This window comes from Anaerocolumna sedimenticola (genome assembly GCF_009931695.1).
GTDB classification, from domain to species: domain Bacteria; phylum Bacillota; class Clostridia; order Lachnospirales; family Lachnospiraceae; genus Anaerocolumna; species Anaerocolumna sedimenticola.
The window spans coordinates 4108972-4125854 of the sequence record NZ_CP048000.1 but is presented as its reverse complement, the minus strand read 5'-3'; the positions used below and the strand labels follow the sequence as shown (position 1 = coordinate 4125854).

15 protein-coding genes are annotated in these 16883 nt (G+C 33.9%); 12 read left to right on the top strand and 3 right to left on the bottom strand.

Annotated features, from left to right (window positions below; genetic code table 11):
* Positions 1-110 precede the first annotated feature (110 nt).
* Positions 111-1421, bottom strand: coding sequence for a nucleotidyltransferase (locus Ana3638_RS18315; RefSeq protein ID WP_161839322.1), 1311 nt, complete (start codon positions 1419-1421; stop codon positions 111-113).
* A 320-nt stretch (positions 1422-1741) separates the two neighbouring features.
* Between Ana3638_RS18315 and Ana3638_RS18310 the strand changes: the two genes are divergently transcribed.
* The 9 genes from Ana3638_RS18310 (at position 1742) to rpmF (ending at position 9738) form a co-directional block, all read left to right on the top strand.
* A complete protein-coding gene (locus tag Ana3638_RS18310; RefSeq protein ID WP_161839321.1) occupies positions 1742-2476 on the top strand; it encodes a LytR/AlgR family response regulator transcription factor in 735 nt (244 codons plus the stop codon).
* Positions 2477-2502: 26 nt separating this feature from the next.
* Entirely contained in the window at positions 2503-3819 is a 1317-nt protein-coding gene (locus tag Ana3638_RS18305; RefSeq protein ID WP_161839320.1) for a sensor histidine kinase, read from the top strand.
* 140 nt (positions 3820-3959) lie between these two features.
* On the top strand, positions 3960-4550 hold the full coding sequence (locus Ana3638_RS18300) for an accessory gene regulator ArgB-like protein (protein ID WP_161839319.1): 591 nt from the start codon (positions 3960-3962) through the stop codon (positions 4548-4550).
* Positions 4551-4687: 137 nt separating this feature from the next.
* On the top strand, positions 4688-4834 hold the full coding sequence (locus Ana3638_RS18295; protein ID WP_246240354.1) for a cyclic lactone autoinducer peptide: 147 nt from the start codon (positions 4688-4690) through the stop codon (positions 4832-4834).
* A 269-nt stretch (positions 4835-5103) separates the two neighbouring features.
* Positions 5104-6360 (top strand): HD-GYP domain-containing protein, encoded by a 1257-nt coding sequence (locus Ana3638_RS18290; RefSeq protein ID WP_161839318.1) that lies wholly within the window; start codon positions 5104-5106, stop codon positions 6358-6360.
* A gap of 238 nt (positions 6361-6598) precedes the next feature.
* Complete coding sequence (gene pta / locus Ana3638_RS18285) at positions 6599-7594, top strand: phosphate acetyltransferase (RefSeq protein ID WP_161839317.1); 996 nt, start codon at positions 6599-6601, stop codon at positions 7592-7594.
* A gap of 115 nt (positions 7595-7709) precedes the next feature.
* Positions 7710-8897, top strand: a complete 1188-nt coding sequence (locus tag Ana3638_RS18280; protein ID WP_161839316.1) for an acetate kinase — start codon at positions 7710-7712, stop codon at positions 8895-8897.
* A 128-nt stretch (positions 8898-9025) separates the two neighbouring features.
* On the top strand, positions 9026-9553 hold the full coding sequence (locus tag Ana3638_RS18275; protein ID WP_161839315.1) for a YceD family protein: 528 nt from the start codon (positions 9026-9028) through the stop codon (positions 9551-9553).
* 2 nt (positions 9554-9555) lie between these two features.
* Entirely contained in the window at positions 9556-9738 is a 183-nt protein-coding gene (gene rpmF / locus Ana3638_RS18270) for a 50S ribosomal protein L32 (protein ID WP_161839314.1), read from the top strand.
* A 155-nt stretch (positions 9739-9893) separates the two neighbouring features.
* Here rpmF and Ana3638_RS18265 read toward each other — a convergent pair whose 3' ends face one another.
* Both Ana3638_RS18265 and Ana3638_RS18260 read right to left on the bottom strand, forming a co-directional pair.
* Positions 9894-10049, bottom strand: coding sequence for a hypothetical protein (locus Ana3638_RS18265; protein WP_161839313.1), 156 nt, complete (start codon positions 10047-10049; stop codon positions 9894-9896).
* 157 nt (positions 10050-10206) lie between these two features.
* On the bottom strand, positions 10207-11562 hold the full coding sequence (locus Ana3638_RS18260; RefSeq protein WP_161839312.1) for a ribonuclease H-like domain-containing protein: 1356 nt from the start codon (positions 11560-11562) through the stop codon (positions 10207-10209).
* Positions 11563-11764: 202 nt separating this feature from the next.
* Between Ana3638_RS18260 and cls the strand changes: the two genes are divergently transcribed.
* From cls to Ana3638_RS18250, 3 genes are read left to right on the top strand one after another with little or no spacing between them, the layout of a single operon-like run.
* The gene (cls, locus tag Ana3638_RS18255) at positions 11765-14260 is read left to right on the top strand and encodes a cardiolipin synthase (protein ID WP_161839311.1); all 2496 of its coding nucleotides are present in this window, start codon (positions 11765-11767) and stop codon (positions 14258-14260) included.
* 21 nt (positions 14261-14281) lie between these two features.
* Entirely contained in the window at positions 14282-14845 is a 564-nt protein-coding gene (locus tag Ana3638_RS26465; protein WP_330587648.1) for a glycosyl hydrolase 2 galactose-binding domain-containing protein, read from the top strand.
* The gene (locus tag Ana3638_RS18250; RefSeq protein ID WP_330587647.1) at positions 14779-16731 is read left to right on the top strand and encodes a beta-mannosidase; all 1953 of its coding nucleotides are present in this window, start codon (positions 14779-14781) and stop codon (positions 16729-16731) included. The genes Ana3638_RS26465 and Ana3638_RS18250 overlap by 67 nt, the downstream gene beginning before the upstream one ends.
* Positions 16732-16883: the final 152 nt, after the last annotated feature.

Sequence of the window (16883 nt, the reverse complement as noted above, 5' to 3'; positions counted from 1 at the left end):
GAAGCAGATAAATCAAGAATTTAATATATGTATTTTTCTGCTTCTGCATTATACCAATGTAAACAAATTATGCAAATTCTAAAAAAGTCAAAGAATTGGAAATTATCTTATTATAACCCATGAGTATATTCATCTTTAAGGATTGTCCCATATTTTTCAAATACAACCATATTATAAAGATTGGCTGCAAAGATATCTTCTTTCAGCATGGTTAAACCTGGCTCGCTAAGCTGTTCTTTGGCATCCGCCATTTTAGTTATAACAGGGATGTTCTCCTTATTTACAATATTGCGGATGAGATGGGAAGAGCTTTTTTTGAAGCCTAGTAATCTGGCATATTGGGTATAACCAACCTCTTTATACGTATTAAAATTATCGGAATACAGATTTAATAATAGGTGAATCAATCCGCGGTTTATACGGGTTAAAGTCCATTGCTTTGACTTTATTAACTGTGCTGTTTGTAAAAAGGTATATCCCTGAAAATCTAAGTCATAAATACGGTTGGCTAAATCAACCGATATATCCGTATATTTTGACAGGGATGTTTTGTTTTCCAGCATTAATTTATATTTTAATAATAAAGAATAATCCTCATCCTGAATAGGAAAAGTTTTATGATAATTTTTTAGTAAGATTTCATAAACAGAATCAGGAATATGATTTTTTATAGCATTCAAATTGATACTGATATTATGATTGATAACAGGATCAACTTTTGAGCTGCCTTGCTTAAAATCATCATATTGATTGCTTATTATAGTATCCTCCAACAGGGATTTGCGGATAGCAGTTGCACTGCTGATGGTGTTCTCAGAGTGTGAAGTTAATTCAACTTCGTGATAATCTGCTGATTTTCTTTTAATTGTAATAGGTTTAATGGAACTGTTAAGACGTAAAATAGCTTTTATATATTCAATACCAAGTATGTTATTAGGACTCAATAGTATGGATTCTGTTATCTGGGGTGATATGGCCGTTAATGCTTTACCTCTTGCGGCAGGAAAGGTTATACCCTCTTTAAGATACTGATTTAACAATTCCCGGTATTCTCTTGGTTCATCTATAAGGATTTCAGCAATTGATTCTAAAAGTTTAGTATCCCCGCATTCACTGCCAAAACATAAATAATCTATAATTCCCAATTTATCTAAAAGGGATATTGCTCCCACAGCAAAAAATTCGGCACTTGCCGTTGCATAACAAACCGGCAGTTCCAATATCAGATCCGCACCACAGGCCAATGCCATATCCGTACGGCTGTATTTATCAATAATGGCAGGAGCACCCCGTTGTACAAAATTACCGCTCATAACCACAACCACATAATCCGCGCCGGTTATTCTTTTTGCTTCCTGTATGTGATAGAAATGTCCATTGTGAAAGGGATTATATTCGGTAATTAAACCAACTGTTTTCATAGCTGCTCCTTTGAATAAATGAATTTTAGTAATTACATGGTATAGGTAATTGCGAAACTATATAGTTTTCAGATATAAATACAATAATCTTGTTTCGCTATTATCTAATTTACATGATAATATAAGGGTTTATATTTTACAAGTGGTATATGACTTGTTGTTTATTTACTCTATATTTATAAGATATAGAAAAATGGGAAAGCAGGTAGATATTTTATGTTGTTAAATTATGGTAAACATTTGTAGTCCTAATTATATACTTCCAAAATTTACAAAAAATAGGTATAATTATATTATTGTTACTATAAGGGGGGATTATATTGATTAATATAGCAATATGTGATGATGATATCTCCATAACCGATGAAATGATGGAAATTATTAATCAATACATGAAAGATCGGAATGAGGAGATCAGGTGTGATGTATTTCATAATGGGGAGAGCCTGATGTCCGAAGAGAAAGAGTATGATATAATATTTCTGGACATCATTATGGCAGGTATGGATGGAATTGAGACAGCCAGACGTTTACGTAAGAAAAATAAAACGGTAGAAATAATTTATTTAACCAGTTATGCTGGCTTAACCAAAGAAGCGCTTTCCGTACATGCCTTTGATTATCTGGAGAAACCGGTAACAAAAGATCTAATCTATAATCAACTGGATGAAGCATTGGAAAAAATACTGCGAAAAAAATTAAATGAGGAATATAAATATCATATCGTTGCATTTAATGCAGGAAAAAACAGTATAAGGCTGGCTATTGATGATATTTACTATTTCGAACGGGTGGACCGTAAGCTTAAGGCAGTTACAAAAAAAGGTAATTTTATGTTATCTGAAACCATAACTTCAGTAGAAGAAAAGCTTCATCAATATGATTTTGTTACACCTCATCAGAGCTTTGTAGTAAACATAAATAACATGAAAGATTATGTGAAAGATGAGATAATTATGTTAAATTATGACATCGTACCGGTAGCACAAAAGAGAGCAGCGGATTTTAAGCGGATCATGCGGGAATTTTTACAAAAGAAACTGGAAAGTAATTGATTGGTAATAAAAGCAGAGGTGTAGGAATGAAAAATATAATTTATATGGTTGGATTGTTTTTATCCGGCATGGTATCTGTCAGTATTATTATGGATTTTCTGGATCAATTATTTGAACGCAGTTGTAGGGATAAAAAGTTATACCACCTGGTGAAAGCTGTATTTATATGTATACTTGCTGGTATCAATGCACTGAATAATGTATGGATTAATATTATATCAGTAATTATTATATCAGAATATATTGCGATGAAATTTTATATTGGCAGTAATAAGAAAAAATTAATTTTTATCGTAAGTATCGTAATCTGTATGGGTGCCTGTGAATCTATAGGGATTGTTTTACTGAATTTTTTATATAAGACATTACATATTACTACGGCATCACTTAAAATGAAAGCTTTATTTAATATTACTATTACACAGGTAATTGTAATTTTTATCAGTCATACGGTAATTCTGCGGATTATGAAAAAGAAAAATATTAATGAATTAACCTATCAGCAGTATTTTTTTGCATTTGTATATGCCGTTTTTAGTGTAATTAACATATATATTCTGTCTATTTTGCTGAAGAAAAATATATCGGATTGGTATACTTTACTGGCGTTGATAACGATTGCAGGAATCGTAATAATTAATACTCATTTTTTGAAAATACTGGAATTCGCATCTGAAAACAACAGACTGCAATACGAAAACCATTTATTTATTCAACAATCCAGAATGCAGTATCAGTATTATGATAATATTGAACAGCAATACCGGGAATCACTAAGTATATTACATGATGTAAAAAGACATATCCGGGCTATAGAGGAGTTGTATAATCAGAAAGAAAATAAAACTGCGGCAGAATATTCCCAAAAAGTAAGAAATAAGCTGGATTCCTTTAAACTGGATGAATATACCGATAACCGTATGTTGAATATTATTCTAAATGATAAGATCCGCATTGCGGAACAGGAAAAAATTAATTTTACCTGTAAGATAGAAGAGGTTAATCTGGATTTTATCGATAATATTGATTTAACCACTATTTTTGCAAATTTACTGGATAATGCGCTTGAGGCCTGTCAGGAGCTGGAGGGGGAAAAATCCATAATTGTTCAGGTAGGGGCTTTTAATAATTTAATCGTTATCAATATTAAAAATACGATCAATGAAACCTTATCCGATATCGGCTTGAACATGAAGTCTAATAAGAAAAATCATAGTGGTATCGGTATACCAAATGTTACTAAAGTAATCAGTAAATATAACGGTGATTTTAATATCCAGAAGGAAGGTAATATGTTTGTATGTAGTATTATATTATCCAAACAAGGGCGGCAGGAAGAGTAATAATTAAGCAATATGTAGAATAGACAAAAAACGTGTAGAATAGACAAGCTATATTGAAATATTTACCATAAAACTGTAAAATATAATCTAGTAATAATCAAACTAAGATAAGGGGTTATAAAATAGGGGGGAGGTTTTTTATGTTTAGTAAAGCATCAGTGAGCCTTACAAACAGACTAATTAAAAATAATATGATTAAGCAGGAAGATTTTGAAATTTATCAGTTTGGAATCGAAAATTTTCTTATGAGAGCTTGTCATATTGTTTCGTATTTAATTTTAGGGATTTGTTTTAGACTTTTACCGGAGTTGGTTATCTTTTTAATAGCGTTTGTACCACTAAGGGAGAATTCCGGAGGTTACCATGCAAAAACACCGTTAAAGTGCTATTTTTTATCCTGTTTGGCAGTACTAACATTTTTGTGTTTGGTACGTTTTAGTCCAGTGAGTATTATGGAATATAGCGCTATTCTTTCCTTAGCTTCCAGCTTAATTTTATTTTTAATTGTTCCGGTGGAATCTGAGAACAAACCGCTTGATGATACGGAATTAACATATTATAAAAGTAAAGCCGGCTTTCTTATCATAATAGAACTAGCTTTGGTATTGATTTTTAAGATGTTATTATGGAATGAATTAAGCTTTATAATTACATTAAGTTTAACCTTTGAACTTCTGATTGCATTAGCCGGTATTAACTTAAAATCTAGAAAATCTATGATTCAGGGTTAGGACATGTAGAATAGACAAAAAACATGTAGAATACGCAAAATGTATTGTAAAAATTACCAATTATTGTATAATTGAAAATCATAAATACCTTTACATAAAACTATAAACCAAATAATTTAAAAAATGGAGGTAGTAGTATGAAAAATGAAATGGAAAAAAAGGTTTTAAATGTAGTATCAAAAGTAGCTATGGGAACTGCTAAAAAAACTGCCAATTCAGCTTGCGTATTTTTTGGGTATCAGCCAAAACTTCCGCAATCCGTTAATAAATTAAGAAAATTCTAATTTATTAGGGATTAAGGAACCAAGTATTTTCAATCCATTTTTTTGCTTAATATCCTACAATTAAATGTCTTGGGTTAAAGATGGGGATTTGTAAAAAACTTAAAGTTTATCGCTGTCATTAGTTAATAATGCCGATTCGATAAATGAAAGATTTTACAACAGCCCCATCTTTTTCTATCAAATGCTTGTTTCTCAAACCTTCGTATGTTACTATAAAATGGATAAATTTATAATATAATTTGCGGCAGGAATAAAAGTGGGGATGAAAAATGGATATTATCAGCAGCAGAAACGTGGTTAATATAATTAGAAAAACCCTTAATTTAATTGACGACAGACTTATACACCATGGGGAAAGGGTAAGTTATTTGCTACATAAAATGTTAACCTGTGAAAACAGGTATACCAATGAACAAATTCTTTCCTATACCTTTACAGCGCTGTTACATGATATTGGGGCTTACAAAAACGAAGAACTAGATAAAATGATACAATTTGAAACGGTGAATGTATGGGGGCATTCCATCTATGGATACCTGTTTCTTAAATATTTATCTCCACTTGACGATTTAGCGGAAATTGTATTGTATCATCATCTTGATTACAGTAAACTAAACAGGTTAAATAGTCCGTCTGGAAAAATTGCGGGATATTTAAACCTGGCAGACCGGATTGATGTATGCCTGATGAACTCTGAAAATCCGGATATAGACAGACTAATGGAAGATTATAGAGATGTTAAATTTTCACAGGAAGCAATCGATGCATTTAAAAGAGCTGATGAAAAGTTCCATATACTTAAGCATATAAAGGATCAGTCATATCTGGAAGAATTGAACCGGATTTTTGAAGAAGTAAACTTTTCACAAAATGAAATTGAAATGTATCTGGAAATGTTAATTTATTCGATAGATTTTAGAAGTGAATATACCGTAATGCATACGATTACGACAGTCAGTATCGCTGATGAAATCGGTAAACTTATGAATTTAAAGGAATATGAAAGAAGTATTCTTCATTATGGTGCTTTATTACATGATATCGGTAAAATTTCCACACCAATTCCCATATTAGAAGCCCCCAGAAAATTAACGGATGAAGAAATGAATATTATGAAGAATCATGTTATGATGAGCGAATATATATTAGGGGATTATATACAGCCGGATATCTTGGAAATTGCAATAAGGCACCATGAAAAATTAGATGGATCAGGATATTACCGTGGGTTAAAAAAAGAAGAATTAACCCTGCCCCAAAAAATTCTTGCAATAGCGGATATTATCAGTGCATTATGCGGGAAACGAAGTTATAAAGAATCCTTTAATAAGGAAACAATTTTAAATATTATAACCAGGGATTCGGCAAATGGTAAGGTTTGCCCGGATACGGTTGATTGTGTCATATGTCATTTTGATGAAATTATGGAAAATGTAAATAAAAGTACTTATAAACCCATACATATTTATGCAGATATAAAATCAAAGTATGGAAATCTTTATAAAAAGTTAGTTTCTTTGGTTTAAGAAGTAAGATAACTAATTATAATATTTAAAACAGATACTTTTTTATAAAAAATTATTTAATTCTTACTTGTATACCACAAGCATTTGGACTATAATGTATCTGAGATTTTGCTTTTGAATTGTAAAAACATTCTGTTTGCAGTTCTTGGCATATATAATAAAAAGAGGTCTGCCTTATAAGGACAGGCTTTAAACGACTGCCTAAAAGGCAGTGTTATTTACGAAAGGAGATATTGACGTGGGATTTATTGACGCAATTAAGGAAAGAGCAAAACAAAACAAAAAAACGATTGTATTACCGGAAACCAGTGATAAAAGAACCTTGGAAGCTGCGGCAAAAATATTAGAAGAAGGTATCGCAAATATTGTTCTTGTCGGTAATGAAGAGACTATCAAAAAAGAAGCTGCTGGATTAAATCTTACAGGAGCTGCTATTGTAGACCCTGCAACTACTGATAAGTTAGAATCTTATATTAATCTTTTGGTAGAATTAAGAAAAAGTAAAGGTATGACTGCAGAATCTGCGAAAGAAGCATTGACCAAAGATTATTTAACCTTTGGTGTTACCATGGTAAAAGCAGGAGATGCAGACGGTATGGTAGCAGGTGCAATTAATGCAACAGCTAATGTATTAAGACCTTCTCTTCAAATTCTTAAAACTGCACCCGGTACAAAATTAGTATCGGCATTTTTCGTTATGGTAGTTCCGAATTGCGAATATGGCTCTAATGGAACTTTTATTTTCTCCGATGCAGGATTAAACCAGAATCCAAATGCGGAAGAATTAGCTGCAATAGCAGGAAGTTCAGCAAAAAGCTTTCAATTATTAGTTGGAGAAGAACCGGTAGTAGCCATGCTTTCCCATTCAACAAAAGGCAGTGCAAAACATGCGGATGTTGATAAAGTTGTAGAAGCTACCAGAATAGCAAAAGAAGCTTATCCTGATGTAAAATTGGACGGAGAATATCAGCTGGATGCTGCCATTGTTCCAAGCGTTGGTGCTTCAAAAGCTCCTGGCAGCGAAATTGCAGGTAAAGCAAATGTTTTAATCTTCCCTGATTTGGATGCCGGTAATATTGGATATAAATTAACCCAAAGACTTGCAAAAGCAGAAGCTTACGGACCGATTACCCAAGGTATAGCAAAACCTGTTAACGATTTATCCAGAGGTTGTACTGCGGAAGATATTGTAGGTGTAATTGCCATTACTGCCGTACAAGCAGGCGCCCAATAATTTAATAAATAGGAATAAAAAGGTAGGATATGTAACAGAACCTGCCTTTTCCAGTTTATTTTGAAAACTGTGTCATACAACATAGTTATATTATTTACAATAAAGGAGAAAAATAATGAAAGTTTTAGTAATTAACTGTGGAAGCTCTTCCTTAAAATATCAATTAATTGATTCCGAGAGTGAGAAAGCATTAGCTGTCGGCCTCTGCGAAAGAATCGGTATTGATGGACGTTTAAATCATACACCTGCCGGCGGTGAAAAAGTGGTAATGGAAGCGCCTATGGGGAATCATGAAGCAGCTATTAAAATGGTACTTGACGCACTTACAGATAACAATCATGGCGTTATAAAATCCCTTAGTGAAATTGGTGCAGTTGGACATAGAGTAGTTCACGGCGGTGAAAAATTTGCATCCTCCGTAGTAATTACGGAAGAAGTTATTGCCGCTATTGAAGAATGTAATGATTTGGCTCCGTTACACAACCCTGCTAACTTAATCGGTATCCGTGCTTGCCAGGCTATTATGCCGGGTGTTCCTATGGTCGGTGTATTTGATACCGCTTTCCACCAGACTATGCCTCCTAAGGCATATTTATATGGCCTTCCGTATGAATATTATGAAAAATATAAAATTAGAAGATATGGTTTCCATGGAACCAGCCATAGCTATGTTGCAAAGAAAACTCTTGATTTAACTGGTCTGGATACAAATAATTCCAAAGTTATTGTTTGCCACTTGGGAAATGGTGCAAGTATTACAGCCGTATTAAACGGAAAATCCGTTGATACCAGTATGGGATTTACACCACTGGAAGGTTTAATAATGGGCACAAGAAGCGGGAGCATTGATCCGGCTATTATTGAGTTTATTGCAAATAAAGAAGGCAAATCCATTGAAGAGATCATGAATATTTTACAAAAGAAATCCGGTGTATATGGTATGTCCGGTGTATCCAGTGATTTCAGGGATTTAGAAGCGGCAGCCGATTCAGGCAATGAAAAAGCAAAAATAGCGAAAGAGGTATTTATTTACCGTGTTGCCAGATATATCGGTTCTTATGCAGCAGCCATGAATGGTGTAGATGCAATTTCATTTACAGCAGGTTTAGGCGAAAATGATATGAAAGTAAGAGCTTCTGTTCTTTCTTATTTAGAATTTCTTGGTATAAAAGTAGACACAGAGAAGAATAATACAAGAGGTAAGGAAATCGTAATTACTACAGATGATTCTAAAGTTAAGGTTTGTGTAATACCTACCAATGAAGAATTAGCAATTGCAAGAGAAACTGTAGCATTATTATAATCGTGACCATTCAGTTATTCCGGTTATAACGAACCGATAAAATTTTAAAATATAAAATAGTCATTGACAAAACATGGTTGCCTGACTATAATATAAGAAGTGCGAATTTTTGATGATAGGAGATTGTCATGATTATTAATTTATCTGAGATAATGTCTGTAAAAGGCAAAATCGAACATATACAAGCACCTATCGAACTAGAGAATTTTTGTATGGAGGGAATTAAATATCCCTTTGCCAGTAAATCTTTTGTCGATTTAACTATAACCCACCTGGGTGAACGTAAGATGAAAGTGGAGGGCGAAGCAAAATTATCTATAATAATTCCGTGCAACCGATGCCTTGAAGACGTGGAAACCTGGTTTGAACTAAAGATAAATCAAAATTTAGATTTAGGTCAAGGGTCTGAAGACCGAATTGAGGAATTAGATGAAAAAAATTATATTGATGGATATAATCTGGATGTAGATTTACTGGTTTATAATGAAATACTTATAGACTTTCCCATGAAGGTTCTGTGTGATGAGGACTGTAAAGGTATATGCAAAGTTTGCGGAACGAATTTAAATAAGAGTTCCTGCAACTGCGAAAAGGAAGTATCTGATCCCAGAATGTCAGTTATCCGAGATATATTCAATAATTTTAAGGAGGTGTAATCATGGGAGCTATCTGTCCAAAGAATAAATCTTCAAAAGCTAGAAGAGACAGTCGTAGAGCAAACTGGAAAATGTCTGCCCCTAATTTAGTTAAGTGCAGCAAATGTGGTGCGTTAATGATGCCACACAGAGTTTGCAAAGCTTGTGGATCTTATAACAAGAAAGAAATTATTCCTGCTGAATAATTAACAATCACAAAAGTCAAAATGCCTAAAACCATATAAGGTTTTAGGCATTTTTTAAGTTATAGGAAAGTTCGTCTCTGAGATAAAACCCTCCGGGAATTCGTACAAATGCAAAAAGATAATTTTCTTGGTGGGATGTCACTGGCGTGTATGGTTTAATTTCCGCCAGGACCATCACGGCGTTCTACCTCATCAGGTATCACACTGGTAAAAGACGGTATCTTTTTGGTATCGGTACTGGAATTGTTTTTATTTGTTGTTTTATTTGTCGTTTTATTAGTTGTGGTATTTTTAGCTTTACTTTTTGCCATAATAATCTCCTTTCTTAGGATAACCAAGTTTTGAAATAAGTTATCCGTTTGGTGGTTAGTATGGTACGTTTTAATGATATTATTCAGGTGATACTTATATCGGAAAAACTAAAATTTATTATCAGGATTTTGGCAGTCTTTTGATATTCAAAACCAATTAGGGTATTATCCTGGTTTCTTTATTGCCAGTTATAAAATGTAAAATTGATTTAATATACACATATAATTTTGTATTGCTTTGAAATTCCTCATTTGTCATTTCAAAGAAAGTAATTTTATCCATATAATTTTCTTTAAAAAACGGTAGGAAGCAATTGTCCGTCTGCGGCAGGAATAAGCTGCTTTTTTTCATGTAGCAGGTACCTGGTTTCGCTTTTACTTTATATTCTTTATCTACATATTGGGCTACACTTTTATGAATTGCAGTATCTTCCGTTGGAAGATAATAGTAATCCCGGTAATTTTCATAGAAGTACTTTAATTCACCCTCATATAAGGGAAGTTCCACAGTCAGCACATCACTTTCCAATTTTAATTTAAGGTAAAAAGTGTTATTTACCGATCTAATTTCTTCGGAACCCCCGAAATGTAAGCCGGACAGAGGAGTGGAGAGTAATCCGCTTACCGGTGTGATTAAAGTAATGGGTTTTAGTAAAGTATAGGGGAGTTTAAACTGTATTTCCAATTGATTAATTTTTAGCTTATCCGCCCGAATGACTTCTGACTCAGGATTTTCATTTACTGCTTTCTCCAATAAAGTTAAATGACATATGGAGTCTTTTTCAAAAATATCCGTATAATACAGAATATCTGAAATCTGTATCAATCCTTTTACATCTTCAAAATTATGGAGAAGGAGCAATCCGGATAATTCATGGGATGATAAATTTTTGGTATTATCCTTATCTATCCGGGTTATACTATCAGCTATATGGGTTATACTATCATCAATATTGGTTTTTGTTGGGATAGGCAAACCGGAATTACTTTTTTTCAGTTTTTCAATCTGCAGACGGCCTAAATAATTGGCATAAATTTGTATCAGATCTTCCCCCGTATAGGTATCCTTTCGTTTTATTCCTGCAAAATTCTCAATTGTTTTTAATTTATAATTTGGTAAGGGTAAAACTTTTTTAAATGGAATTATTTTTTTATATAAATCGTAACTTTCAATTGAGTCCAGCATATTATCAATAGAATGTTGTTTACATTTTTGCAGGATAAACGGAATATCAAAACCGGTGCCATTAAAGTGTATCAGGCGCTTGTACGATTTAATTGTTTGAAAGAAAGCTTTTATTATCAAAGATTCACTGTACATGTCATCTGCAAGCCACTGGGTCATCTCCCAGGTATTATCTTTATAATATAAACAGCCGATTAAATAAAGATAGGAATTTTTAGCGGAAAAACCGGTCGTTTCTATATCAAAAAAAATAATATCTTCCCAGGTATAAGGATTCATCAGAGGGTATGACGGATTTATATTCAGTTTTGTATGGTATGTTTTCATAGTTTTTTCCTTGTTGGTTAAAGGGGATATACTATATAATTGTATATTCCAGATAATTAATCTTTTCTTAATTATTTTATCATAAATGGTTAACTTTACAAGTGGCTATTAAGAATGTAAAATAATTGTGTATTTCATGTGATAAATATGTTAAAATATGCATAATATCTTTTGACATTCTATTTAAGGATTGAAGTTTGCCATGTGGAACGTAAAAATATTTGGAGTTGAGTTTATCAATGTTTTCTATAATTTTATAATATATTCCTTTTTAGGATGGGTGTACGAAAGCCTTTATGTATCCTTTCTTAAAAAATCATGGGTTAACCGTGGATTTTTAAATGGACCAGTCATTCCCATCTATGGTGCCGGAGCTACTTTAGTTTATATCGTGTTTTGGCCATACAGAAATCAGTATTTTCTGGTGTTTTTAGGAGGTATGTTACTGGCTACCTTGCTGGAATATCTGACTTCCTTTTGTATGGAACTTTTGTTTCATGCGAAGTGGTGGGATTACAGTGATAAAAAATTTAATATTAACGGCAGAATCTGTTTATCGGTTTCGGTTTTTTGGGGATTTTTATCCATTTTTATGACTTTAGTTCTACAGCCCCATATCGTTCAGATCTTAGATGTTATTCCGAGATTATATGGAGAATACATCGGTTATTTTATTTTCATTGTATTTATATCTGATACTACAATTACCGTTATACATACTCTGCAGTTGGATGCAATATTGACGGATTTACAAAAATTGAAACAGGACCTCCAGGATTATATAGAAAATAGCAGAATTTATGAAACTAAGGAAGAATTAAAGCATAAATTATCTTCTTATAAAGCTTCTGAACTATTAGATAATATTAAGTCATTTATGGAAGAAAATAAGGAGAAACTAATTGAAAGGAATCTATCCAGGGAAGGTTTTGAATTTAAAAAATTGCGTTATGATATGGAACGCCATGTAAAAGATTATATAAACAAGTTACAGGCCAGAGAAAACAAGACAAGTTATGTCCAAAGACGTTTGTTAAAAGCCTTTCCTGACCTGCGTTCCATTAGACATGAATTAGAGTTGACAAATTTACAAGAAAGGTTATTTATTGGTATCGGTAAAGAGAGGTGGTTTCGAATGAGCAATATCCTGAATGAAGATATTAAAGGTACCTGCAAAAGTTATTTAAGCGGGTTTTTACGTGTTGCTCTGGTTGGAATATTGGTATTACTTCAATTTGCTGTTCTATTCTTACTTACATATTGGTTGAGTGAGTCTACAATTTATATTTATATGATTATTGAGATTTTCAGTATATTTGTAACGATAGGACTTGTGAACGATAATAGAAGCCCATCCTATAAAATAAGCTGGATTTGTATCGTATTAATATTGCCGTTAACGGGCCACATCATGTATGCATTATGGGGTAAGGCAGGTACGAAAAAGAAGATTGAAAAACAGGTTCTGGCTAAGATATATCATGGGATACAGTATTTACATTATGATGCGGAGTTAGCGAAAGAATATGCAGAAAAATACCCTACGAAAAGCAGAATTTCCAAATATATGGAGACACAGCACTTCCCTCTATTTAAGAATAATCAGATTCAGTATTTTCCTATGGGTGAAGATACGTTTGAAGCTATTTTTGATGATATTAAAAATGCAGGTAAATTTATCCTGATAAATTTCTTTATCGTAGGAGAAGGCGTATTATGGGATAACATGCATAAGCTTTTACTGAGCAAAATCAGACAGGGAGTTCAGGTTAAGTTCATGTATGATGATTTTGGTGCGACTTTAAGAACACCGAAAAACTTCAGGAAAAATCTGGAAGCTGAGGGTTTTGAAATTGCTGTTTTTAATCCCATCCATAAATATACCGATAAGCTGTATATGAATTACAGGAGCCACCAGAAGATAATCGTAATTGATGGAAATATAGGTTATACCGGTGGTATGAATCTGGCAGATGAATATGTAAATCTGGTACACCGATTCGGAACCTGGAAAGATAATGCAGTCAGGGTAGTAGGAGATGCAGTCTGGGGACTTACGGTAACTTTCCTTCAGATGTGGGAGATATGCAACAGCGGAGCGAGGATTGATTATAATCCTTACAGGCCAACTATGGAATTTCCGCCCAGTGATGTTTATTGTCATGTAATTGCCGATGGACCGGCAAATAATCCTAATAATCCGATTGAGATTATTTATAAGCAGATAATTAATTATGCGAAAAAATATGTCTATATTACCACACCTTATCTTATAATTGAAGATGATATGAAAGAGGCTTTGATTACTGCTGTACGAAGCGGAATCGATGTCAGAATCATTACTCCATATATACCGGATAAGAAAAATGTTAAGAGACTTACCAATTATAATTATGGGCAGTTATTAGAGGCAGGAATTAAGATCTATGAGTATAAACCCGGATTTATTCATGCGAAAACAATTATAAATGAAGATTGCGGTATAGTAGGTACCGTTAATATGGATTACCGCAGCTTTTATCTTCATTATGAATGCGGTCTTTGGATGTGTAACAGAGAAGTTATTGATGTAATCAAAGATGACCTGTTAAACACTATGGATATCAGTTTAGAAATTACTTATCAGGATTGGAAGAATAGACCATGGTATCTTAAAACCTATCAACGGATACTGAATTTATTCTCCACACTGATGTAAACGGAAGGAGTTTATTTTAATATGCTGGAGATGAGCCTGAACGGTTTATGGAAAATGAAGATTAACGGGCAGAATGTATTTGATATCAGTGAGGATTACATGGAAGCAAAAGTACCTGGTACCGTGTATAGTACACTGTTGGAACTGGGTAAGATGCCGGACCCTTTTTATCGGGATAATGAGCTAAAAGCATTAAAATTAATGGAAAATGATTTTACGTATACTCTTAATTTTGATTTAAGTGAAGAAATGTTAACTAAGGATGCTTTACTATTACATTTTGACGGCATCGACACTTTAGCAGATATCTTTTTGAATGATAAATTTCTTGGAGATGCATTTAACATGCATAGAATCTGGGAATATGATATTAAGGAATTTGCCCGGAGTGGTGAAAATGAGCTAAAAGTTGTATTACATTCTCCCACAAAATATATTAAAGATGAGCAGGAAAAATGTTATACCGGCGGAAGTTCGGATGCTATGGAGGGGTTCCCCATATCAGAAAAGCTCACTGTATGTTTGGTTGGGATTGGGGTCCAAGATTACCGGATGCAGGTATCTGGAGGGATGTCCGGATTTTAGGAATTGATGGGGGACGTTTTGAACAGGTCTATATAAAACAAAATCATGAAAAAGGTAAAGTGACCTTAGAATTCGATTATAGCATTGAATTATTTAAAGACAATACGGATTTAACAGCATCTATTACGGTTGTCGGACCGGATGGCAGTACCTACACACAGAATGAAGAGGATGAGGTTATAATTAACAATCCTAAGTTATGGTGGCCGAAAGGGTACGGAGAGCAGCCATTGTATACGGTAAAGGCTGAATTAACCAATCGGGATGGAAAAGTGTTAGATCTTTGGGAGCGCAGAATCGGGTTAAGGACCCTTACGATTCATAAAGAAAAAGATGAATGGGGCGAAAGTTTTGCCCATGAAATAAATGGAGTCCAGGTATTTGCTATGGGTGCTGATTATATTCCTGAGGATAACCTGTTTGGAAGAATCAATGCCGGCCGTACCAGAACCTTACTTGAGGATTGCGTGGAAGCGAATCATAATACGATTCGGGTATGGGGCGGCGGTTATTACCCGGATGATTATTTTTTTGATATCTGTGATGAATTAGGTTTGCTGGTGTGGGTTGATTTTATGTATGCCTGTGCCAGCTATGAACTGGATGAGGATTTTGAAGAGAATATCCGCCAGGAAACGATTGACAATGTTATACGTATTCGTCATCATGCAAGCTTAGCCATATGGTGCGGCAATAATGAGATGGAAACCCAGACTCAGGATAAAGCCTGGAATCCGTCACCGAAACAGGTAATGGACTATATTAAGATATTTGAATATATCATTCCTAAAATTGTTAAGGAATATGACCCTCAGACCTTTTATTGGCCGTCTTCCCCATCCTCAGGCGGTAATTATGAGGATTCCTGGAATTATAACCGCGGAGATACCCATTACTGGGATGTATGGCATGGAAATAAACCATTTTCCGAATACCGTAAATTCTTTTTCCGTTATGCTTCCGAGTTTGGTTTTCAATCTTTTCCATCCTTAAAAACCATTGAATCCTTTACAGAGAAGAAAGACAGGAATATCTTTTCAAGGATCATGGAGATGCATCAAAGGAATAAAGCAGCCAATGGAAAGATATTAAATTACGTATCGGACAATTATTTATATCCCAAGGATTTTGACCATTTAATTTATACTTCCCAGTTATTGCAGGCAGATGCAATCCGTTATGGTGTGGAACACTGGAGAAGAAACCGCGGCAGATGTATGGGTGCAATTGTATGGCAGTTAAATGATATCTGGCCTGTTGCATCCTGGGCAAGCATAGATTATTTCGGACGATGGAAAGCTCTTCATTATTCGGAAAAACGCTTTTTCGCACCAATCATGATTTCCTGTGAAGAAACAGGCGAAATGACGGAACGTCCTCATTGTATAGAAGAGCCTCATGAGATTGAGAAAGCTGCAAGATTAAATGTTGCCAATGAAACGATGGATGAAATTAAAGGAACGGTTAAATGGGCTCTGAGAAATGCAAAAGCAGAAATAATTGTATCCGGTGAAAAAGATGTTACGGTACCCGCCCTGACCAGTATTTGGCTGGATAAGTTAGATTTTACCCGGTATGACGAATTGTCCAATTATTTCAGCTATGAATTCGTTATGGATGGAAGATATGTATCAGGAGGCACCTGTTTATTTACTGCTCCCAAGCATTTTGAATTTGAGGATCCGGAATTATCCGTAACGGTAAATGGGGATACTATTACTGTAAGTGCCAAAGCTTATGCAAAGAGCGTTGAAATCAGTAATGAATTCGGGGACTTAAAATTATCGGATAATTATTTTGATATCAATGGAGGAGAAGTCTCAGTAAAAGTGATAACAGGTAGAACGGAAGGAATAAAAGTACGTTCCGTTTATGATATCGCTTAAACGTGACGAATCTGATAACTTAAGTCACAGTGATACGAACGTTTGTTTTGAAAGTTCTTGCTTAATTTCTTTATAGAGGTTATAATGGAGGTAAATTAAGCAGGAACTTAAACTTTAATAAATGGTTACCTTGCTTTGAAAGGTATTGGTGT